Annotated in this window: 22 protein-coding genes; 13 read left to right on the top strand and 9 right to left on the bottom strand. The window is 68.3% G+C overall.

The window, feature by feature from the left end:
• Nucleotides 1-76: 76 nt before the first annotated feature.
• Together KCI33_RS11450 and KCI33_RS11445 are read right to left on the bottom strand one after the other, a co-directional pair.
• Nucleotides 77-1,036, bottom strand: coding sequence for an acetyl-CoA carboxylase carboxyltransferase subunit alpha (locus KCI33_RS11450; protein ID WP_212524926.1), 960 nt, complete (start codon nt 1,034-1,036; stop codon nt 77-79).
• A gap of 242 nt (nt 1,037-1,278) precedes the next feature.
• On the bottom strand, nt 1,279-2,238 hold the full coding sequence (locus KCI33_RS11445; protein ID WP_212524925.1) for an L-malyl-CoA/beta-methylmalyl-CoA lyase: 960 nt from the start codon (nt 2,236-2,238) through the stop codon (nt 1,279-1,281).
• Between the two features lie 277 nt (nt 2,239-2,515).
• On the opposite strand from KCI33_RS11445, the gene dgcN reads away from it, so the two are divergent.
• The 3 genes from dgcN to KCI33_RS11430 all read left to right on the top strand — a co-directional run bounded on the left by dgcN (nt 2,516) and on the right by KCI33_RS11430 (nt 5,442).
• On the top strand, nt 2,516-3,517 hold the full coding sequence (gene dgcN / locus KCI33_RS11440) for an N-acetyltransferase DgcN (protein ID WP_212524924.1): 1,002 nt from the start codon (nt 2,516-2,518) through the stop codon (nt 3,515-3,517).
• Between the two features lie 86 nt (nt 3,518-3,603).
• Nucleotides 3,604-4,569: an N-acetyl-D-Glu racemase DgcA gene (gene dgcA / locus KCI33_RS11435; RefSeq protein ID WP_212524923.1), complete on the top strand. Its 966-nt coding sequence runs from the start codon at nt 3,604-3,606 to the stop codon at nt 4,567-4,569.
• Nucleotides 4,570-4,578: 9 nt separating this feature from the next.
• Nucleotides 4,579-5,442 carry a D-amino-acid transaminase gene (locus tag KCI33_RS11430; protein ID WP_212524922.1) on the top strand — a complete coding sequence of 288 codons (864 nt, stop codon included), beginning with the start codon at nt 4,579-4,581 and terminating at the stop codon, nt 5,440-5,442.
• 10 nt (nt 5,443-5,452) lie between these two features.
• Here KCI33_RS11430 and KCI33_RS11425 read toward each other — a convergent pair whose 3' ends face one another.
• The 5 genes from KCI33_RS11425 to KCI33_RS11405 all read right to left on the bottom strand — a co-directional run bounded on the left by KCI33_RS11425 (nt 5,453) and on the right by KCI33_RS11405 (nt 7,974).
• Nucleotides 5,453-5,848, bottom strand: coding sequence for a hypothetical protein (locus KCI33_RS11425; protein ID WP_212524921.1), 396 nt, complete (start codon nt 5,846-5,848; stop codon nt 5,453-5,455).
• Nucleotides 5,838-6,473 carry a DUF5671 domain-containing protein gene (locus tag KCI33_RS11420; RefSeq protein ID WP_212524920.1) on the bottom strand — a complete coding sequence of 212 codons (636 nt, stop codon included), beginning with the start codon at nt 6,471-6,473 and terminating at the stop codon, nt 5,838-5,840. The genes KCI33_RS11425 and KCI33_RS11420 overlap by 11 nt, the downstream gene beginning before the upstream one ends.
• Nucleotides 6,474-6,548: 75 nt before the next feature.
• Nucleotides 6,549-6,866 (bottom strand): DUF1244 domain-containing protein, encoded by a 318-nt coding sequence (locus KCI33_RS11415; protein WP_212524919.1) that lies wholly within the window; start codon nt 6,864-6,866, stop codon nt 6,549-6,551.
• Between the two features lie 12 nt (nt 6,867-6,878).
• Nucleotides 6,879-7,223, bottom strand: coding sequence for a 5-carboxymethyl-2-hydroxymuconate Delta-isomerase (locus KCI33_RS11410; RefSeq protein ID WP_212524918.1), 345 nt, complete (start codon nt 7,221-7,223; stop codon nt 6,879-6,881).
• Between the two features lie 10 nt (nt 7,224-7,233).
• Entirely contained in the window at nt 7,234-7,974 is a 741-nt protein-coding gene (locus KCI33_RS11405) for an N-formylglutamate amidohydrolase (RefSeq protein WP_212524917.1), read from the bottom strand.
• Between the two features lie 136 nt (nt 7,975-8,110).
• On the opposite strand from KCI33_RS11405, the gene pyk reads away from it, so the two are divergent.
• The 9 genes from pyk to KCI33_RS11360 all read left to right on the top strand — a co-directional run bounded on the left by pyk (nt 8,111) and on the right by KCI33_RS11360 (nt 17,091).
• The gene (gene pyk, locus KCI33_RS11400; RefSeq protein ID WP_212524916.1) at nt 8,111-9,556 is read left to right on the top strand and encodes a pyruvate kinase; all 1,446 of its coding nucleotides are present in this window, start codon (nt 8,111-8,113) and stop codon (nt 9,554-9,556) included.
• 36 nt (nt 9,557-9,592) lie between these two features.
• The gene (locus KCI33_RS11395) at nt 9,593-9,817 is read left to right on the top strand and encodes a hypothetical protein (RefSeq protein ID WP_212524915.1); all 225 of its coding nucleotides are present in this window, start codon (nt 9,593-9,595) and stop codon (nt 9,815-9,817) included.
• A gap of 113 nt (nt 9,818-9,930) precedes the next feature.
• Nucleotides 9,931-10,131, top strand: a complete 201-nt coding sequence (gene rpmI, locus KCI33_RS11390) for a 50S ribosomal protein L35 (protein ID WP_212524914.1) — start codon at nt 9,931-9,933, stop codon at nt 10,129-10,131.
• Between the two features lie 12 nt (nt 10,132-10,143).
• Nucleotides 10,144-10,506 carry a 50S ribosomal protein L20 gene (gene rplT, locus KCI33_RS11385; protein WP_212524913.1) on the top strand — a complete coding sequence of 121 codons (363 nt, stop codon included), beginning with the start codon at nt 10,144-10,146 and terminating at the stop codon, nt 10,504-10,506.
• 198 nt (nt 10,507-10,704) lie between these two features.
• A complete protein-coding gene (pheS, locus tag KCI33_RS11380) occupies nt 10,705-11,778 on the top strand; it encodes a phenylalanine--tRNA ligase subunit alpha (protein ID WP_212524912.1) in 1,074 nt (357 codons plus the stop codon).
• 72 nt (nt 11,779-11,850) lie between these two features.
• Complete coding sequence (pheT, locus tag KCI33_RS11375) at nt 11,851-14,250, top strand: phenylalanine--tRNA ligase subunit beta (RefSeq protein WP_212524911.1); 2,400 nt, start codon at nt 11,851-11,853, stop codon at nt 14,248-14,250.
• Nucleotides 14,251-14,318: 68 nt separating this feature from the next.
• A complete protein-coding gene (locus tag KCI33_RS11370) occupies nt 14,319-14,978 on the top strand; it encodes a phosphoribosyltransferase family protein (RefSeq protein ID WP_212524910.1) in 660 nt (219 codons plus the stop codon).
• Between the two features lie 10 nt (nt 14,979-14,988).
• A complete protein-coding gene (locus KCI33_RS11365; RefSeq protein ID WP_212524909.1) occupies nt 14,989-15,438 on the top strand; it encodes a YtoQ family protein in 450 nt (149 codons plus the stop codon).
• 48 nt (nt 15,439-15,486) lie between these two features.
• Entirely contained in the window at nt 15,487-17,091 is a 1,605-nt protein-coding gene (locus tag KCI33_RS11360; protein WP_212524908.1) for a GMC family oxidoreductase N-terminal domain-containing protein, read from the top strand.
• Here KCI33_RS11360 and KCI33_RS11355 read toward each other — a convergent pair.
• Nucleotides 17,073-17,774 carry a glutathione S-transferase N-terminal domain-containing protein gene (locus tag KCI33_RS11355; RefSeq protein WP_212524907.1) on the bottom strand — a complete coding sequence of 234 codons (702 nt, stop codon included), beginning with the start codon at nt 17,772-17,774 and terminating at the stop codon, nt 17,073-17,075. The two genes, KCI33_RS11360 and KCI33_RS11355, sit on opposite strands and share 19 nt — an antisense overlap.
• Nucleotides 17,775-17,894: 120 nt before the next feature.
• Here KCI33_RS11355 and mscL point away from each other — a divergent pair, with 120 nt between their 5' ends.
• Nucleotides 17,895-18,326, top strand: coding sequence for a large conductance mechanosensitive channel protein MscL (gene mscL / locus KCI33_RS11350; protein WP_212524906.1), 432 nt, complete (start codon nt 17,895-17,897; stop codon nt 18,324-18,326).
• 181 nt (nt 18,327-18,507) lie between these two features.
• Here mscL and ald read toward each other — a convergent pair whose 3' ends face one another.
• Nucleotides 18,508-19,626, bottom strand: a complete 1,119-nt coding sequence (gene ald / locus KCI33_RS11345; RefSeq protein WP_212524905.1) for an alanine dehydrogenase — start codon at nt 19,624-19,626, stop codon at nt 18,508-18,510.
• Between the last annotated feature and the right edge of the window lie 7 nt (nt 19,627-19,633).

The following is a 19,633-nucleotide window of genomic DNA, read 5'->3' as shown; positions in this document are numbered from 1 at the left end:
GACCATGTGGAAAGCCGATCTTTCTGCGCAAGATCGCTTGAATTTCCGCGGAAAATTCGTGTCAGGTGCGGGCCGCTCAGGCCGCCAGCCCCTTGGCGCCCATCTTCAGGAATTTCTCGCGCCGGTCCTTGATCAGCGCCTTGCGATCCTTGCCGTCGAACTCGGCCAGCATCGCCTCCAGCGCCTTGCCGACGCTGGCGATCGCCGCCTTGCGGCCGCGCTGCGCGCCGCCCAGCGGCTCGTCGATGATCTGGTCGATCACGCCCAGCTTCTTTAGGTCCTGCGCGGTCAGGCGCAGCGCCTCGGCGGCCTCGCGCATCTTCTCGGCATCCTTCCACAGGATCGAGGCGCAGCCCTCCGGCGAGATCACCGAATAGACCGAATGCTCCAGCATCGCCACACGGTTCGCCGTGGCGAAGGCCACCGCGCCCCCCGAGCCGCCCTCGCCGATGATGACCGAGATCAGCGGCACGCCGATCTCAAGGCATTTCTGGGTCGAGCGCGCGATCGCCTCGGATTGCCCGCGCTCCTCGGCCCCCTTGCCGGGATAGGCGCCGGGAGTATCCACCAGGGTGATGACGGGCAGCTTGAACTTGTCGGCCAGTTCCATCAGCCGGATCGCCTTGCGGTAGCCTTCGGGGCGGGCCATGCCGAAATTACGCTCGATCCGGGTCTTGGTGTCGTGCCCTTTCTCGTGGCCGATCACCATGATCGGACGGTCCCCCAGCCGGGCGAGCCCGCCCATCACCGCGTGGTCGTCGGCGAAGTTCCGGTCGCCGGCGAGTGGCGTGTATTCGGTGAACAGCGCCTCGATGTAGTCGCGGCAATGCGGCCGGTCGGGGTGGCGTGCGACCTGGCATTTGCGCCAGGGCGAGAGGTTCTTGTAGAGGTCGCGCAGCAGGTCGGCGGCCTTCTTGTCCAACGCCGCCGCTTCCTGTTCGACATCCATCTCTTCATTCGCGCGCGCCAGGGCGCGCAGTTCCTCGGCCTTGCCCTCGATCTCGGCCAGGGGTTTTTCGAACTCGAGATAGTTCATCGCGGCGCTCCATCTGTGGTCGCAGGCTATATGACCTCGCAGGGGCGGATTTGCAATGTCGAGTGCGAGGGCCGGCCAAAGGGTCATGGCGCCCCCGTCCTGCGTGCCGCCGCGCCGCGTGGCGAATTCGCCCATGCCGTTCGTTTTGCGCGCCGCGCAGAAACCGGGCCCGCGCGGGCCCCGTTCCCGTGCATCAGAGGCATATGGACGTCATGCGCATCGCATGCGCCCTTTTCCCGGCTTCAGCCCGCGGCGATCATCTCGGCCTGGCGCACGATCACCTCGGCCTGCTTGATCGAGGCGATGTCGACCAGCCGGCCCTTGTAGACGGTCGCGCCCTCGCCCTTGGCCTTGGCGGCTTCCATCGCGGCCAGGATCTCGCGCGCCTCGGACACGGCCTCGTCCGAGGGGGTGAAGACCTGGTTCGCGAGCGCGATCTGCCGGGGGTGGATGGCCCATTTGCCGACCATGCCCAGCGTGGCCGAGCGGCGGGCCTGCGCGATGAAGCCCTCGTCGTCGCTGAAATCGCCGAAGGGCCCGTCCACCGGCAGCACGCCATGGGTGCGGCAGGCGGCCACGATCGCGGCCTGCGCCCAGTGCCACGGGTCGGACCAGTGTTTCCGGCCCTCGTGCAGCATGTAGTAATTCTCCTGCGTGCCGCCGATGCCGGTGGTCTGCATCCCCATCGAGGCCGCGAAATCGGCCGCCCCCAGGGACATGGCCTGCAGGCGCGGGCTGGCGGCGGCGATCTCCTCGACATGGGCGATGCCGGCGGCCGATTCGATGATCACCTCGAAGCCGATCTTCTTCTGCCGGCCCTTGGCGGCCTCGATCGCGGTGACAAGGGCGTCCACGGCATAGACATCCGCCGCGCAGCCCACCTTGGGGATCATGATCTGGTCCAACCGCTCGCTGGCCTGTTCCAGCAGGTCGACCACGTCGCGGTACCAGTAGGGCGTGTCCAGCCCGTTGATCCGCACCGACATGGTCTTGTTGCCCCAGTCGATGCTGTTCAGCGCCTCGATCACATTGGCGCGGGCCATGTCCTTGTCCGAAGGCGCAACCGAATCCTCAAGGTCGAGGTTGATGACGTCGGCGGCGCTGGCGGCCATCTTCGGAAACAGCTTGGTGTTCGAGCCGGGGCCGAACAGCTGGCAGCGGTTCGGGCGGGCAGGGGGCTGGGGCTGGATGCGGAAGCTCATGAGCGGCCTTTCCGGTAATGATGTTTCGCCTTGGATTGCGCGTTTGGTAGAATATTGCGCGCCTCGCTTCAAGCTGTGTTTTGCAGGCGCAGAATGGGCGAGGCCGGTGCGGAGAATTCCGCGACACTCTGGCCAGCGCACGCAAGAATAATCTATCAACCAGGAGATACGTCGAAGAATATTCGAATTCTGGTATCCTTCGCGCCAGACTTCAAAAAGACATTCCGGGCCTCTCCGTTAAGCTGGTGCAAACGCAACGCAATCGAGGGCCGCTGCCATGATCAAGACCCCCTACCTGCTTTTCCTGGGCGACGCGCCCGATGCGCTGGCCGCCAAGGTCGCCCAGGGCATCAAGGACTGGCGCCCCGAGAATGCCGTGGGCCAGTTCCGCATGGACGGCTGCAAGGCCGATCTCGGCCTGCCCGACATGACGCTGGCCGAGGCCCGCGCGGCCGGGGCGCAGACCCTGGTGGTGGGCGTGGCCAACCGCGGCGGGGTGATCTCGAAAGCGTGGAAAAAGGTGCTGGTGGCGGCGCTGGAGGAGGGCTTCGACCTGGCCTCCGGCCTGCACAACCTGCTGCGCGATGAGCCCGACCTGGTGGCCGTGGCCGCGGCCTGCGGGCGCGAATTGCACGACGTTCGGGTGCCCGAGGTGGACTATCCCATCGCGGGCGGCGTCAGGCGCAGCGGCAAGCGGGTGCTGGCGGTGGGCACCGATTGCTCGGTCGGCAAGATGTATACCGCGCTGGCGATGGACGCCGAGATGCGCGAACGGGGCATGAAATCGAGTTTCCGCGCCACCGGCCAGACCGGCATCCTGATCACCGGCGGCGGCGTGCCGCTGGATGCGGTGGTGGCGGATTTCATGGCCGGCTCCATCGAGTGGCTGACGCCCGACAACGACCCCGACCACTGGGATGTGATCGAGGGGCAGGGATCGCTTTTCCATGCCTCCTATTCGGGCGTGACCCTGGCGCTGATCCACGGTGGCCAGCCCGATGCGCTGATCCTCAGCCACGAGCCGACGCGCGCGCATATGCGCGGGCTGCCGGGCCATTCCCTGCCCAGCCTCGAGGCGCTGCGCGACGTGGCGCTGACCTTGGCGCGCGTGGTGAACCCGGCCTGCCAGGTGGTGGGGATCTCGGTCAACACCCAGCACATGTCGGAGGAGGAGGCGCTGGCCTATCTGGCCGAGACCGAGGCGCGCATGGGCCTGCCCGCGGTCGACCCGTTCCGGCAGGGCGCGGGGCGGCTGGTGGACGCGCTGGCGGCGATCTGATCATACTGCCCCCGGCGGCAGCGCGCGCGGCGCGGGCGGATGCCTCCGGCGGGGATATTTTTGGCCAGAAGAAGGGGAGTGGTGCGATGCGGATCAGCGTGACGCCGGAGGTGTTCCGACTGGCGCAGGTCTTCACCATCTCGCGCGGGTCGCGGACCGAGGCGAAGGTGTTGACGGTGCGGGTGAGCGACGGCGGTTTCGAGGGCTGGGGCGAATGCGTGCCCTATGCCCGCTATGGCGAGACGCTGGAGAGCGTGACCGCGCAGATCGAGGGGCTGGCGCTGCCGTCGGACCGCGCGGCGCTGCAGCAGGCGCTGCCGGCGGGGGCGGCGCGCAACGCGGTGGATTGCGCGCTGTGGGACCTGGAGGCCAAGCGCGCGGGCAAGCGGGTGTGGGAGCTGGCCGGCCTGCCCGCGCCGGGGCCGGAGATCACCGCCTACACCCTGTCGCTGGAGGCCCCCGAGAAGATGCGCGCGGCGGCGGCGCGGAACGCGCAGCGGCCGCTGTTGAAGGTCAAGCTGGGCGGCGAGGGCGATATGGCGCGGCTGGAGGCGGTGCGCGCGGGCGCGCCGAGATCGCGCATCATCGTCGATGCCAACGAGGGCTGGAGCGCCGATGTCTATGCCGAGCTGGCGCCGCATCTGGTGCGGCTGGGGGTGGCGCTGGTGGAGCAGCCCTTGCCGGCGGGGCAGGACGGCATGCTGGGCGAGATCGACCGCCCGCTGCCGGTCTGCGCCGACGAAAGCTGTCACGACCGCGCCTCGCTGCCCGGGCTGAAGGGCAAATACGACCTGATCAACATCAAGCTCGACAAGACGGGCGGGCTGACCGAGGCGCTGGCGCTGCGCACGGCGGCGCGGGCCGAGGGCTACGGCATCATGGTGGGCTGCATGTTGGGGTCGTCGCTGGCCATGGCGCCGGCGGTGCTGGTCGCGCAGGGCGCGGCGGTGACGGATCTTGACGGACCGCTACTTCTGGCCGAAGACCGGGCGGAGCCATTGCATTATGACGCGGCCGGGGTGCATCCATCGGAACCCGGCCTCTGGGGATAGGAGACGACCATGAGCCGCACCGTATATCTGAACGGGGACTACCTGCCGGAAGAGGAGGCGAAGGTCTCGATCTTCGACCGCGGCTTCCTGATGGCTGACGGGGTCTACGAGGTGACCTCGGTCCTCGACGGCAAGCTGGTGGACTTCGACGGCCACCTGGCGCGGCTGGAACGCTCGCTCAGCGAGCTGGACATCGAAAAGCCGGCCGCGTTCGACGACCTGCTGGAGATCCATCGCGAGCTGGTGGCGCGCAACAACGTGGTCGAAGGCGGGGTCTACCTGCAGGTGACGCGCGGCTCGGCCGGCGACCGGGATTTCGTGTTTCCCGACCCCGAGGTGGTCAAGCCCACGCTGGTGCTGTTCACCCAGTCCAAGCCGGGCCTCGCCGACAGCCCCGCCGCCAGGACCGGGATCAAGGTGATCTCGATCGACGATATCCGCTGGGGCCGGCGCGACATCAAGACGGTGCAGCTGCTCTACCCCTCGATGGGCAAGATGATGGCCAAGGCGGCGGGCGTCGACGACGCCTGGCTGGTCGAGGACGGCCATGTGACCGAGGGCACCAGCAACAACGCCTATATCGTCACGGGCGGCAAGATCGTCACCCGCGACCTTTCCCACGACATCCTGCACGGGATCACCCGCGCCGCCGTTCTGCGCTTCGCCCGCGAGGCGCAGATGGAGGTGGAGGAGCGCGCCTTCACCATCGCGGAGGCGCAGGGCGCCGACGAGGCCTTCATCACCTCGGCCTCGACCTTCGTGATGCCGGTGGTCGAGGTCGACGGGGTCAAGGTGGGCAGCGGTGCGCCGGGCCCGGTCGCGGTGCGGCTGCGCGAGATCTATATCGAGGAAAGCCGCAAGTCGGCGATCTGAGCCGCGCGCCTCAGGGCGTGTAGGTGAATTGCAGGCACCCGGTGGCGGGGTCGAGGTCGCGTTCGCGGGCCTCGGCCACCCAGCCGGTGTCCTCGAACCCGGCGCAGAGCCGGTAGGCGGTGTCCGAGACGCGTTGATAAAGGTAGGGTGCGCCGGTGAAGGGATCGGCCAGCCGCAGTTCGCGCTGGCAGGTCTCCACCGGGGCGAGGCCCGCTGGCAACGTCTTGTCCTGGGTGTTGGCCACGCAGCGGACGTATTGGCCGAGATCCTGCAAGTCCGACAGGCGCGTCGCGTCGCGCCTCTCCATCCGACCCTTGCCGGGGCCGCCCACGGTCAGCAGTCCGAACACCACCAGCGCCGCGACCAGCGCGGCCAGCGCGATCTGGGCCAGCCTGTCAGTGCGCATCGCGGGCCTCCCCCATCTCGCCGCGGAAATAGAGGAAGATAAGCCCTGCGGTCAGCGCCACCAGCGCCGCCTTGGCGAGGAAGCGCGCGGTCAGGTCGCCGCTGAGCAGCGCGTAGATCACCGCGATCAGGTCCCCCAGCAGCGCGATGGCGGCGAGAAACAGGGTGATGTAGCCGAACCATTTGCGCACGGCTGAGCGTCGCTGGCCGGGGTCGGCATGGGCGGCGCGCTGGGCGCGGGCGTTCATCACCAGGAACAGCGGGAAGAACACCACCAGCACCGAGATCGACCAGCGGACGGACTGGGCGTTGTAGCGGCTGAACCTGTCGGTCACGTCGGGCAGCCAGAGCTCGATCAGCTCGAAGCCCAGCGTGGTGATGTTCCAGGCGGTCATGGCCAGCGCCAGGAACATCAGCGCATAGAGGAACGCCTCGCGCGCCGAGACATAGGGGCGCGGGCGCGGCACCGGGGGCGAGAAGGCGCTCTCGGCCCAAGCATCCAATGCGCCGGCGACCTCCGTCCCGGTCCATCCGGCCTCATGCAGGGCGGCGGAGATTTCCGCGCGCGTGCGCCCCGCCTTCAGGGCCTCGGCCACGAAATGGGCCAACTGATCTGCCGGGCGCATGGTTCCTCCCCCGCCTGTCCTTGGGCAAGGATAGCATGGCAAGGGGCGCCCGCGTTGATCCAGGTCAGACGGGGCTCAGCCCTTGTCCTCGCCCACGTTCTCGCGGAAGGCGACCTCGAAGGCGGCCTGTTTCTCGGCGCTGGCCGCGGTCTGGTTTTTCTCTTTCCATTCCGAATAGGGCATGCCGTAGAACGCCTCGCGGCCTTCGTCCTTGGTCATCTCGATGCCGCGCTCGTTGGCGGCCTCCTGATACCAGCGGCTCAGGCAGTTGCGGCAAAAGCCGGCGAGGTTCATCAGGTCGATGTTCTGCACGTCGGGACGGTCTTCGAGCAGGTGTTTGCGGAGCCGACGGAAGGCGGCGGCCTCGATCTCGATGCGGGTCTGGTCGTCCATGAATGCCTCCGGTCAAAGGGCGCGCTTGGCGTAGCTTGCGCGCGCGATGTCGTGGATGTCCACGGTCAGCGATCCGACCGTGGGCAGATGCGTCTCCAGCGCCTTCAGCACGGCGTGGGTGACGGTGGATTTCTGCTCGGGGCTGCGGCCGTCCAGCAGGTGCACGTCGACATGGGCGAAGCTCTGCGGGTCGGCGCCCAGCAGGAAATAGGGGCAGGGGCGCGCACGCACCTTGATGGCGGAAGGGTCGGCGAAGACCCCCGTCGCCGCCGCGGCCTCGAAGGCCGAACGGCAGAGCGCGTGCAGGTCGTGGGTCTCGTCCAGACCCTCGGAATAGTCGATCACGATATGTGGCATGGATGCCTCCCTAAAACCCTGTGGTCTCCAGAACTTCGCGAAGGATCGGGGCCAGGCGCCCGGCCCAGGCGGCCTGGCCCTTCTCGTCCTCGATCAGGTCGTTGCGCAGCTCGATCAGCACATTGTGGCGCCCCGAGGCGATGGCGTGGCGATCGACCGAGTCGCCGGGCAGGTGGCCGCCGTAGGGCTCGTTCTCGCCGACGCAGAGATCGTGCTCCTCGCGCAGCCGGTAGATCAGCGGCCGCGCCAGCCGCTGGTCGGCGGCGTGCAGGATGCCGATATGCCAGGGCCGCGGCGGGCGGCCGCGCAGCTGTTTGGTGTAGGAGTGGATCGACAGCAGGATGCTGTCCCCGCGCCGCGACAGAAGCCTGTCCTGCGCCTCGTGATAGGGACGGTAACAGCGCGCGAGGCGCTTTTCGCGCTCACGCGCGTCGGCGTGGCGGTTGGCGGGGATGATGGTGCCGTCGTAGAGCCGCATCAAGAGCGTCGGGTCGTCCTCGCCCCGGTTGGGGTCGATCACCAGGCGCGAGAAATTGGACAGCAGGACCGGCGCGTCCAGCAGCGCGCCCAGCCGCGTCGCGACGCCCGCGGCGCCGACGTCATAGGCGATGTGGCGCTCCATATCCTCGTCATGGATGCCCAGAGAACCGCCGCCGACGAAATCGGGCACGGTGTTGGCGGCATGGTCGCAGGTGACCACCCAGCGCGCAGGGCGGTCCTCTCCGATGATGTGAAACGGTTGGTAGGTCATGGCGCTGTCATGTTCTTCGGTCAGATCCCGGTCTACGCCAAGCGCCGGGAAAGCGCCAGTTGTCACCTTGGCGGAATTCGTCCATTAAGAGGACGCTCCCGCCCGCCCATTTCCAGAACGAAAGAGACGCGAGAACATGAGACGGCTTCGCAACGTCAAGATCGTGGCCACGCTGGGGCCCGCTTCCAATGATTACAAGATGATACGCGCCCTGTTCGAGGCCGGGGCCGACGTGTTCCGCCTCAACATGAGCCACGGCTCGCATGACGAGATCCGCGCCCGCCACCAGATCATCCGCCAGATCGAGGAGGATCTTGAGCGCCCGATCGCCATCCTCGCCGACCTGCAGGGCCCCAAGCTGCGCTGCGGCGTGTTTTCGGGGGACAGCGAGGAGCTGGTCGAGGGCGAGAAATTCCGCTTCGACCTGGACGAGACCGAGGGCGACGCGGCCCGCGTGAACCTGCCCCACCCTGAGATCTTCGCCGCGCTAGAGCCCGGCGCGACCCTGCTGGTCAATGACGGCAAGATCCGCCTCACGGTCGATGAATGCGGCGCCGATTACGCCGAGTGCACCGTGGCGGTGGGCGGGACGATCTCCAACCGCAAGGGCGTGAACGTGCCAGACGTGGTGCTGCCGCTGGCGGCGCTGACCGAAAAGGACCGGCGCGACCTGGAATTCGTCTGCGAACTGGGTGTCGACTGGCTGGCGCTGTCCTTCGTGCAGCGGGCGCAGGACGTGGCCGAGGCGCGCGAGCTGGTCGCCGGCCGTGCCGCGGTGCTGGCCAAGATCGAGAAACCTGCCGCCGTTGCGGCCTTCGAGAGCATCCTCGAGGCCGCCGACGGGATCATGGTGGCGCGCGGCGATCTCGGCGTCGAACTGCCGGTGCAGAATCTGCCGCCGATCCAGAAGCGCCTGGTGCGCCGCTGCCGGGCCGCGGCCAAGCCGGTGATCGTGGCCACCCAGATGCTGGAAAGCATGATCGAAAGCCCGGTGCCCACCCGCGCCGAGGTCTCGGACGTGGCGACCGCGATCTACGAGGGCGCCGACGCGGTGATGCTCTCGGCGGAATCGGCCGCCGGCGATTACCCGGTCGAGGCGGTGACGACGATGAACAACGTCGCGATCGAAGTCGAAAGCGACCCGACCTACCGCCAGATCCTGGACGCCGCGCGCCCGGCCGCGCACGCGATGGTGGCCGACAGCATCGTCGCCGCCGCCCGCGAGATCGCCGAGACCGCCGACATCAAGGCGATCTGCTGCTTCACCCATTCCGGCACCACCGCCTCCAAGACCGCGCGCGAACGGCCGCGGGTGCCGATCCTGGCGCTGACGCCCTTTGCCAAGACGGCGCGCCGGCTGTGCCTGACCTGGGGGGTGAACTGCTATTTCTCGGGCGATGTGCAGCGCTTCAAGATGGCGGTGGTCGGCGCCGCGCGGGCGGCGCGGACGGGTGGCTTCGCCACCGAGCACGACCAGATCGTGGTGATGGCGGGCATCCCCTTCAACGTGCCCGGAACCACCAACATCCTGCGCGTGGCCCCTTGCGAGGAGCGGTTGATTTTCAGCACCGATCCTGAATAGGTGTTATCCAGTATCGGTTTGGCCGCGGAGGCCGGGATGCAGAGCGACTATTACCTCGTGGCGGGGATCGTCATCGGCGGTTTTGCCATCGCCAGCCTGGTGAGCGCCTGGACAGACGGGCGCGTGCCGCGGGGCGGGGTGCTGCTTGTTCTGGTCTCCGGCGGGCTGATCGCGCTGGCGATCATGTCCAGCCCGATGGGATACCGCCTGAACGACGTCCCCGGCGCCTTCATCCGGGTGGTGGGCGAGATCCTGAACTGATTTCCCTTGCCATCGGGCGGCACCGGGCTTATACGAGCGCCTCTCGAACCGCGCGACCGGCCGAGTGGCATGCCGAGTCGCGCATACAACCGTTCATCTTCAAGGAGACGGAAATGCCCAAGATGAAGACCAAGTCGAGCTGCAAGAAGCGGTTCAAGGTGACGGCCAACGGCCGGATCAAGACCGGCCAGGCGGGCAAGCGCCACGGCATGATCAAGCGCACCACCAAGTTCATCCGCAACGCACGCGGCACCACCACCCTGTCGGCTCCTGATGAGAAAATCATCAAGTCGATGATGCCCTACGCGCGCTAAGGAGGAACGGACATGTCTCGAGTTAAAGGCGGCACCACCACCCACGCCCGTCACAAGAAGGTCATCAAGGCCGCCAAAGGCTACTACGGCCGCCGCGGCAATGCCTTCCGCACCGCGACGCAGGCTGTCGACAAGGCCAACCAGTACGCGACCCGCGACCGCAAGCAGCGCAAGCGCAACTTCCGCGCGCTGTGGATCCAGCGGATCAACGCAGCCGTCCGCGCGCATGACGAGGCGCTGACCTATTCGCGCTTCATCAATGGCCTGAACACTGCCGGCATCGTCGTGGACCGCAAGGTTCTGGCCGATCTGGCCGTGAACGAGCCGGAGGCCTTCGGCGCGATCGTCGAAAAAGCCAAAGCCGCGCTGGCCTGAGCCTCTGACGGCTAAGAATTCGGAAAAGCCGCGGGCCCGGTCGGGCGCGCGGCTTTTTTCTTGGCCGGTTTTCAGGAGGAGAGCGCCCGCCGGCGCTCACGCTGACAAGTCCGGGCCGGAGCCCGGGCGGCGGGCGCCGGTTGCATTCGGCGGCGCTTGTGGATAGCAGGACGGGGAAGAATTTGGAGGGGCGCTGCAATGGATGATCTGCGGCAGAAATATCTGGACGCCATCGCGAACGCCGGCGACGAGACCGCGCTCGAGGATCTGCGCGTGCAGGCGATCGGCAAAAAGGGCGAGATCAGCCTGAAAATGCGCGAGCTGGGCAAGATGTCGCCCGAGGAGCGCAAGGCGGCCGGCCCCGCGCTGAATGCGCTGAAGGATGAGATCACCTCGGCGCTGGCCGCCAAGAAGGAGGCACTGGCCGACGCCGCGCTGGACCAGCGGCTGCGCGCCGAATGGCTGGACGTGACCCTGCCCGGCCGGCCGCGCCGCGCGGGCACCATCCACCCGGTCAGCCAGGTCACCGAAGAGGTGACGGCGATCTTCGCCGACATGGGCTTCGCCGTGGCCGAGGGGCCGCAGATCGAAAGCGACTGGTATAATTTCGACGCGCTGAACATCCCGCCCGAGCATCCCGCCCGGCAGGAGCACGACACCTTCTTCATGTCGCGCGCCGCGGGCGACGACCGCCCGCCGCATGTGCTGCGCACCCATACCTCGCCGGTGCAGATCCGCGCCATGCAGGCGCAGGGCGCGCCGATCCGGGTGATCGCGCCGGGCCGGGTCTATCGCTGCGACTACGACCAGACCCACACGCCGATGTTCCACCAGGTCGAGGGCCTCGCCATCGGCGAGGACATCTCCATGGCCAACCTGAAATGGGTGCTGGAGGAATTCTGCCGCGCCTTCTTCGAGGTGGACGAGGTCGAGTTGCGCTTCCGTGCCTCGCATTTCCCCTTCACCGAGCCCTCGGCCGAGGTCGATCTGCGCTGCTCTTGGGAGGGCGGCCAGCTGAAGGTGGGCGAGGGCGACGACTGGATGGAGATCCTCGGGAGTGGCATGGTGCATCCCAAGGTGCTTCAGGCCGGCGGGATCGACCCGGAGAAATTCCAGGGCTTCGCCTTCGGGCTGGGCATCGACCGGCTGGCGATGCTGAAATACGGCATCCCTGACCTGCGCGCCTTCTTCGATTCCGACCTGCGCTGGCTGCGGCATTACGGTTTTGCCGCGCTGGACGTGCCGACGCTGCATGGCGGGTTGTCGCGGTAATAGTGGGGTGGGTGCCACCCACCTTTCCGAATTCCGGTGGGTTTCACCCACCCTACGAGATGAGACAGTGATATGAAATTCACCCTCTCCTGGCTGAAGGATCACCTCGACACGCAGGCGAGCCTCGATGAGATCCTCTACGCCCTGACCGATCTCGGGCTGGAAGTGGAAGGCGTGGAGGACCCCGCCGCCAGGCTGGCCCCCTTCACCATCGCCAAGGTGAAATCGGCCGAGCAGCACCCCGATGCCGACCGGCTGCGCGTCTGCGTGGTGGAAACCGACGAGGGCGACAGGCAGATCGTCTGCGGCGCGCCCAACGCGCGCGCCGGCATCACCGTGGTTCTGGCCAAGCCCGGCGACTATGTGCCCGGCATCGACGTGACCCTGTCGGTGGGCACGATCCGCGGCGTGGAAAGCCACGGCATGATGGCCTCGGAACGCGAGCTGGAACTCAGCGACGAGCATTCCGGCATCATCGAGTTGCCGTCGGGCGAGGTAGGACAGAAATTCACCGACTGGCTGGCCGAGAACGATCCGGCCAAGGTCGACCCGGTGATCGAAATCGCCATCACCCCCAACCGCCCCGACGCGCTGGGCGTGCACGGCATCGCCCGCGACCTGGCGGCGCGCGGCCTGGGCACGCTGAAGACGCGCGAGGTGGCCGCGGTGCCGGGCACCTTCGCCTGCCCGATTCCGGTGACCATCGACGACGAGACGCAGGAGAAAGCCTGCCCCGTCTTCTACGGCCGCGTCATTCGCGGGGTGAAGAACGGGCCGTCGCCCGCCTGGTTGCAGGACCGGCTGCGCGCCATCGGGCTGCGCCCGATCTCGGCGCTGGTCGATATCACCAACTTCTTCACCTATGACATGAACCGCCCCCTGCACGTCTTCGACGCCGACAAGGTGTCGGGCGGGCTGCGCGTGCATGCCGCCGAGGGCGGCGAAAAGTTCCTCGCCCTCGACGAGAAGGAATATGTCATGCAGCCCGGCATGACGATCATCTCCGACGACCGGGGCGTGGAATCGCTGGCCGGCGTGATGGGCGGGGAGGAGACCGGCTGCACCGAGGAAACCGTGAATGTCTTCCTCGAGGCTGCCTATTTCGACCCGATCCGCACCGCGATGACCGGCCGCGCGCTGAAGATCAACTCCGACGCGCGCTATCGTTTCGAGCGCGGGATCGACCCGGCCTGGACGCCCACAGGCATCGAGGCGGCGACGCGGATGATCCTCGACCTGTGCGGCGGCGAGCCCTCCGAGGTCGTGGTCGCGGGCGAGATCCCCGACACAAGGCGCGCCTACAAGCTGGACACCGACCGGGTGCAGAGCCTTGTCGGCATGGACATCCCCGCCGAGGAGCAGCGCCGGACGCTGACCGCGCTGGGTTTCGCCCTGGAGGGCGACATGGCCATCCCGCCGAGCTGGCGCCCCGACGTCCTGGGCGAGGCCGACCTGGTGGAAGAGGTCGCCCGCATCGCCTCGCTGACCAAGCTGCAGGCGCTGCGCCTGCCGCGCGTCCATGTGGGCGTGCCCAAGGGCATCCTGACGCCCATGCAGAAGCGCGAGCAGATCGCCCGTCGCACCATCGCGGCGCTGGGCTACAACGAATGCGTGACCTACAGCTTCATCGACCAGGCCTCCGCGGCGCTGTTCGGCGGCGGCGGGGACGCGACCATGCTCGACAACCCGATCTCGTCGGAGATGAGCCACATGCGCCCGGCGCTGCTGCCGGGCCTGCTGCAGGCCGCCGCCCGCAACCAGGCGCGCGGCTTCATGGATCTGGCGTTGTTCGAGGTCGGTCCGGCCTTCCACGGCGCCGAGCCGGAGGAGCAGCACCTGCTGGCCACCGGCCTGCTGGTGGGCCACACCGGCGACAAGGACGTTCATGGCAGCCGCCGCGCCGTCGATGTCTATGATGCCAAGGCCGATGCCGAGGCGGCGCTGGCCGCGATCGGCGCGCCGGCCAAGGTGCAGATCCTGCGCGGCGCGCCCGACTACTGGCATCCGGGGCGGCACGGCAAGATCTGCCTCGGCCCGAAAAAGGTCATGGCCATCTTTGGCGAACTGCACCCCAAGGTGCTGGCGAAGATGGACGTGAAGGGCCCGGCGGTGGGCTTCGCGATCTACCTCGAAGAGCCGCCCTTCCCGCGCGCCAAGACCTCCACCCGGCCGGCGCTGGCGCTGCGCGACCTGCAGGCGGTGGAGCGTGACTTCGCCTTCGTCGTGGATGCGGATGTCGAGGCGCTGACGCTGGTCAACGCCGCCGCAGGCGCCGACAAGAGGCTGATCGAGGATGTGCGCGTCTTCGACGAGTTCATCGGCGGCAGCCTGGGCGAGGGCAAGAAATCGCTGGCGATCACCGTGCGCCTGCAGCCCACCGACAAGACCCTGACCGAGGAAGAGATCGAGGCCGTCGCGGCCTCGATCATCGAGAAGGTCGCCAAGGCCACCGGCGGTACGCTGCGCGGCTGATCCACTAGCCACGGGCCGGCCGTCCCGTCATACTGGGGCGGTCCGGTTCGCCAGCGAGGGAGGACGCCATGTTCCGTGACCGCGATCATGCCGCAATGCTTCTGGCCGATGCGGTGGAGGCCGCAGCCCCCGAGGCGCCCGTGGTTCTGGCTCTGCCGCGCGGCGGGGTCCCGGTGGCCGCGCCGGTGGCCGAACGGCTGGGCGCGCCCCTGGACCTGCTGATGGTGCGAAAGCTGGGCATGCCCGGCCAGCCCGAACTCGCCGGCGGCGCGGTGGTCGACGGCCCCGCACATGAGGTGGTGTTCAACAGCGGATTGCTGGCCTCCTTCGGCCTGACCGAGGAGGATTTCAAACCCGCGATCGAGGAGCAGCTTGCCGAGATCGAGCGCCGCCGCCGCGTCTATCTGGGCGATCACGCGCCGGTCGATGTGACCGGGCGCACCGCCATCGTGATCGATGACGGCATCGCCACCGGCGCCACGGTCAAGGCCGCGCTCAAGGCGCTGCGCAAGCGCGCGCCGGCCGCGATCTGGCTGGCGGTGCCCGTGGCGCCCGCCGATACGCTGCCCGAGTTCGAGGCGCTGGTCGACCGCCTGATCTGCCTCGAAACCCCCAGCCCCTTCTGGGCGGTGGGCGCACATTATTCCCGTTTCGACCAGGTCAGCGACGCGGCGGTCGCTGCCGCCATGCGCGCGGCCTGGGGCGAAGACACCGACAAAACAGAATGAGGCCAAGACCATGAGTTTGAACGTCTATCTCTCGGGCGAGATCCACACCGACTGGCGCGACCAGATCATCGAGGGGGCGTCGAAACTCCAGGTGAGTTTCACCGGCCCGGTCACCGACCACGACGCCAGCGACGATTGCGGCGTGGCGATCCTCGGCGAGGAGCCCAACAAGTTCTGGCACGACCACAAGGGCGCCAAGCTCAACGCCATCCGCACCCGCAAGGGGATCGAGGAGGCCGATATCGTCGTCGTGCGCTTCGGCGAGAAATACAAGCAGTGGAACGCGGCCTTCGACGCGGGCTATGCCGCGGCCCTGGGGAAATCTCTGATCGTGCTGCACGGCCCCGAGCATCAGCACGCCTTGAAAGAAGTGGACGCCGCCGCGCTCGCCGTCGCGGAGGAGCCGCGCCAGGTGGTGGAGATCCTGCGCTACGTCCTGACCGGCGAACTGCCGGGCTGACGCGAGGTTCCGCTTTGCCGCCACCTGCCCCGATGTAGGCTGGCGCGCATGGAGTTCGACTACGTCATCGTCGGGGGCGGCTCGGCCGGTTGCGCCCTGGCCGCGCGGCTGAGCGAGGATTCCGCCGCCTCCGTCTGCCTGATCGAGGCCGGCGGCGGCGGGGACGGCCTCTTCGTGCGCGCGCCGGCGCTGGTGGCGGCGATGGTCTCGGGCCGGCCGAGGATCAACAACTGGGCCTTGCGCACCGTGCCGCAGCCAGGGCTGAACGGGCGGCGCGGGTTCCAGCCGCGCGGGCGCTGCCTGGGCGGCTCGTCGGCGATCAACGCCATGCTCTATGTGCGCGGGCACCCGCGCGATTACGACGAATGGGCCGAACTGGGGGCCGAGGGCTGGGGCTGGGACGACGTGCTTCCCTATTTCCGCCGCGCCGAGGGCAACCAGCGCGGCGCGGACGGGCTGCACGGCGCCGATGGTCCCTTGCAGGTCCGCGACCAGAGCGCGCCGCGCCCCATCGCGCGTGCCTTCGTCGAAGCCTGCGCCGGCCTGCAAATTCCCCGCAACGGCGACTTCAACGGGCCACGGCAGGAGGGCGCGGGCCTCTACCAGGTCACGCAGCATTTTCAGGGCGCCCGGAAGGGCGAGCGTTGCTCGGCCGCTTCGGCCTATCTCTTTCCGGCGATGGGGCGGGCGAACCTGACGGTGCTGACCCGCAGCCTCGTGGAAAGGGTGATCGTCGAGGAGGGGCGGGCGACCGCGGTCCAGCTCGGCGGCCGGCGGATCGGGGCGCGACGCGAGGTGATCCTGTCGGGCGGCACCTTCAACTCGCCCCAGCTGTTGCTGTTGTCCGGGATCGGCCCGGTGGAGGAGTTGCGCGCGCATGGGATCGCGCCCGTGCACGAACTGCCCGGGGTGGGGCGGAACCTGCAGGATCACCTCGATTACACGGTCAGCTACCGCTCGCGGCGGCGCGACGTGGTGGGGCTGAACCCGCGCGGGCTGGGACGGATGGCGCGGGCGGCGCTGCGCTGGCGGAAGACCGGCGAGGGGCTGTTCGCCACGCCCTTCGCCGAGGGCGGGGCCTTTCTGCGCTCGGCCCCTGGGCGCGACCGGCCGGACCTCCAGGTGCATTTCGTCGTGGGCATCGTGGATGAGCATATGCGCAGGCTCCACCTCGCCGATGGCTATTCCGCTCATGTCTGCCTGCTGCGCCCGGAAAGCCGGGGGCATGTGGGGCTGGCCGATGCCAATCCCCGCTCCGTCCCGCGGATCGACCCGGGATTCCTTGGCGCCCGGTCCGACCTTGACGGCCTGATGCGCGGCGCGCGGCTGCTGGAGCGGATCCTGGAGGCCGACGCCTTCACGCCCTGGCGGGGCGCGCGGCTCTATCCCCATGACGGCTCAGACGCGGCGCTTGAGGCCGATATCCGTGCTCGCGCCGACACCATCTACCACCCCGTCGGCACCTGCCGGATGGGGGCCGATGACATGGCGGTGGTGGACCCGCGGTTGAAGGTGCGCGGGCTGGCGGGGCTGCGCGTCGTTGATGCCTCGGTCATGCCGCGGCTGATCGGGGGCAACACCAATGCCCCCACGATCATGATCGCCGAAAAGGCCGCGGAGATGATCCGCGCCGATCACGCGCGCGGCGGCTGAACCAGCCCGCGTTGCACGGCGTCGCGCGCGAGGAAACGGTCGAGATAGGCGGGCAGGTTGCGGAAGTCGCTCCAGCCCACCAGATCGCCCGCCTCGTAGCTGACCAGCACGGTCCGCAGCCAGGGCGCGATGGCGATGTCGGCGATGGAATAGTCGCCGCAGACCCAGTCGCGCCCTTCAAGCTGGTTGTCCAGCACGCGCATCAGGCGCCTGGATTCCCCGATATAGCGTTCGCGCGGGATCGGGTCGGCGACATCCTTGCCGCCGAATTTCACGAAGAAGCCCATCTGCCCGAACATCGGACCGACGCCGCCCATCTGGAACATCAGCCATTGCAGCACCTCGTAGCGCCGGGCGGGCTCCTGCGGCAGGAACCGGCCGGTCTTCTCGGCCAGGTAGATCAGGATCGCGCCGCTTTCGAACAGCGGCAGCGGCTGGCCGTCGGGGCCGTTGGGGTCGATGATCGCGGGGATCTTGTTGTTGGGATTCAGCGACAGGAATTCGGGCGTGTGCTGATCGTCGCGCTCGAACGAGACGGTATGGGTGTCGTAGGGAAGCCCGGTTTCCTCCAGCATGATCGAGGCCTTCACCCCGTTCGGCGTGGGCAGGGAATAGAGCTGGATGGCCTCCGGGTTGCGCGGCGGCCAGCGCTTGGTGATGCGGAAATCGGTCAGGTCGGTCATGGCGCTCCTCGCTGCGGCCGGGGAAGGGTCTCTCCCTCTCTTCCCCGAAAAAAGCCTGCACGTCCATGCCCAGAGCTGTGCGATACTGCGCCGAGGCGCAACGGCAAGGAGGGACAGACCGTGCTCAACGAATTCAAGGCTTTCATCGCCAAGGGCAATGTCATGGACATGGCGGTGGGCATCATCATCGGGGCGGCATTCACGGCGATCGTGAAATCCATGGTCGATGACCTGATCAACCCGATCCTGGGGCTGCTCCTCGGCGGGCTCGACTTCACCAATCTGTTCGTCGTGCTGGGCGAGGGCGAATTCGACACGCTCGAGGCGGCGCGTGGGGCGGGGGCGGCGGTGTTCGCCTATGGCGCCTTCCTGACGGCGGTGATCAACTTCCTGATCATCGCCTTCGTGGTGTTCCTGCTGGTGCGCTATGTCAACAAGGTCAAGGACATGGCCCTGAAGAAGGAAGAGCCAGCCCCGGCCGAGGCGGCCCCCGCCGGCCCGACCGAGCTGGACCTGCTGGCCGAGATCCGCGACGCGCTGGTGACGAAATAGTCACTAACCCGGCGGAAAACGCGCCGAACCGGTGCGGCGCCGTCCTTTCCGGCGGGCATTCGCCCGCGATCGGACGGCCCGCGCCCCGTCGGCCGAATTCCGCGCCGCGTTGGCGGGAAAACAGTCACTAACACTGCGGAAAACGCGCCGGGCGCGAACCCGGCGCCTCCCCTCTGCCCCCTCAGGACTTCAGCGCCAGGGTCGGCGCGATCACGTCGATCCCCAGCGCCTTGCCGACCTCGTACTGGGTCAGCTGGCCGGCATGGACGTTCAGCCCGTTCAGCAGATGCGGGTCGTCCTCGCAGGCCCTGCGCCAGCCCTTGTCGGCCAGCGCCAGCATGAAGGGCATGGTGGCATTGCCAAGCGCGATGGTCGCGGTGCGCGCCACCGCGCCGGGCATGTTGGCCACGCAGTAATGCATCACGCCGTCCACCTCGTAGATCGGATCCTCATGCGTGGTGGGGCGCGAGGTCTCGAAGCATCCGCCCTGGTCGATCGCCACGTCCACGATGGCCGCGCCGGGACGCATGGTGCTGAGCTGTGCGCGGGTGACCAGCTTGGGCGCGGCGGCGCCGGGGATCAGCACCGCGCCGATCACCAGGTCGGCATCGGCCACCAGGTCGGCCGTGGCGCCGGCGCTGGAATAGCGGGTGTAGAACAGCCCGCCGAACACGTCATCGAGATAGCGCAGCCGCGGCAGCGAGCGGTCGAGCACCGTCACGTCCGCGCCCATGCCGGCGGCGATCCGCGCCGCGTTGGTGCCCACCACGCCGCCGCCGATCACCACCACCTTGGCCGGGCCGACGCCGGGCACGCCGCCCAGCAGCACGCCGCGCCCGCCGTTGGCCTTCTGCAGGGTCCAGGCGCCGACCTGCGGCGCCAGCCGCCCCGCCACCTCGGACATCGGCGCCAGAAGCGGCAGCCCGCCCTGGGCGTCGGTCACCGTCTCGTAGGCGATGGCGGTGCAGCCGCTGGCCAGCAGGTCGCGGGTCTGCTCGGGGTCGGGGGCGAGGTGGAGATAGGTGAACAGGATCTGTCCCTCGCGCAGCATCCTGCGCTCGACCGCCTGGGGCTCCTTCACCTTCACGATCATGTCGGCCCAGGCGAAGATCTCCTTGGCGCCGTCCACGATGCGCGCGCCGGCCGCGGCGTAATCCTCGTCGGGGAAACCCGCGCCGAGGCCCGCGCCGGCCTCCAGCATCACCTCGTGACCGTGGACCACCGCCTCGTGCACCGCGTAGGGCGTCAGCCCGACGCGGAATTCCTGTGCCTTGATTTCCTTAGGACAACCGATCTTCATGCCGCTC

Origin of the sequence: Actibacterium sp. MT2.3-13A (genome assembly GCF_018139985.1) — a bacterium.
GTDB lineage: Bacteria > Pseudomonadota > Alphaproteobacteria > Rhodobacterales > Rhodobacteraceae > JAGSOU01.
Note: the sequence above shows the minus strand (reverse complement) of the source record. Positions and strands in the feature narration are given on the sequence as shown.

Bases quoted from the DNA above. Each gene is read 5' to 3' on its own strand.
- KCI33_RS11420 (WP_212524920.1), bottom strand. From the start codon at position 6,473: ATGCGCCCGGCAGATCAGTTGGCCCATTTCGTGGCCGAGGCCCTGAAG.
- KCI33_RS11410 (WP_212524918.1), bottom strand. From the start codon at position 7,223: ATGCCACATATCGTGATCGACTATTCCGAGGGTCTGGACGAGACCCAC.
- KCI33_RS11360 (WP_212524908.1), top strand. From the start codon at position 15,487: ATGGAGTTCGACTACGTCATCGTCGGGGGCGGCTCGGCCGGTTGCGCC.
- KCI33_RS11450 (WP_212524926.1), bottom strand. From the start codon at position 1,036: ATGAACTATCTCGAGTTCGAAAAACCCCTGGCCGAGATCGAGGGCAAG.
- rplT (WP_212524913.1), top strand. From the start codon at position 10,144: ATGTCTCGAGTTAAAGGCGGCACCACCACCCACGCCCGTCACAAGAAG.
- KCI33_RS11445 (WP_212524925.1), bottom strand. From the start codon at position 2,238: ATGAGCTTCCGCATCCAGCCCCAGCCCCCTGCCCGCCCGAACCGCTGC.
- KCI33_RS11430 (WP_212524922.1), top strand. From the start codon at position 4,579: ATGAGCCGCACCGTATATCTGAACGGGGACTACCTGCCGGAAGAGGAG.
- KCI33_RS11395 (WP_212524915.1), top strand. From the start codon at position 9,593: ATGCAGAGCGACTATTACCTCGTGGCGGGGATCGTCATCGGCGGTTTT.
- dgcA (WP_212524923.1), top strand. From the start codon at position 3,604: ATGCGGATCAGCGTGACGCCGGAGGTGTTCCGACTGGCGCAGGTCTTC.
- KCI33_RS11355 (WP_212524907.1), bottom strand. From the start codon at position 17,774: ATGACCGACCTGACCGATTTCCGCATCACCAAGCGCTGGCCGCCGCGC.
- KCI33_RS11425 (WP_212524921.1), bottom strand. From the start codon at position 5,848: ATGCGCACTGACAGGCTGGCCCAGATCGCGCTGGCCGCGCTGGTCGCG.
- pheS (WP_212524912.1), top strand. From the start codon at position 10,705: ATGGATGATCTGCGGCAGAAATATCTGGACGCCATCGCGAACGCCGGC.
- KCI33_RS11370 (WP_212524910.1), top strand. From the start codon at position 14,319: ATGTTCCGTGACCGCGATCATGCCGCAATGCTTCTGGCCGATGCGGTG.
- KCI33_RS11415 (WP_212524919.1), bottom strand. From the start codon at position 6,866: ATGGACGACCAGACCCGCATCGAGATCGAGGCCGCCGCCTTCCGTCGG.
- pyk (WP_212524916.1), top strand. From the start codon at position 8,111: ATGAGACGGCTTCGCAACGTCAAGATCGTGGCCACGCTGGGGCCCGCT.
- rpmI (WP_212524914.1), top strand. From the start codon at position 9,931: ATGCCCAAGATGAAGACCAAGTCGAGCTGCAAGAAGCGGTTCAAGGTG.
- KCI33_RS11405 (WP_212524917.1), bottom strand. From the start codon at position 7,974: ATGACCTACCAACCGTTTCACATCATCGGAGAGGACCGCCCTGCGCGC.
- pheT (WP_212524911.1), top strand. From the start codon at position 11,851: ATGAAATTCACCCTCTCCTGGCTGAAGGATCACCTCGACACGCAGGCG.
- dgcN (WP_212524924.1), top strand. From the start codon at position 2,516: ATGATCAAGACCCCCTACCTGCTTTTCCTGGGCGACGCGCCCGATGCG.
- ald (WP_212524905.1), bottom strand. From the start codon at position 19,626: ATGAAGATCGGTTGTCCTAAGGAAATCAAGGCACAGGAATTCCGCGTC.
- KCI33_RS11365 (WP_212524909.1), top strand. From the start codon at position 14,989: ATGAGTTTGAACGTCTATCTCTCGGGCGAGATCCACACCGACTGGCGC.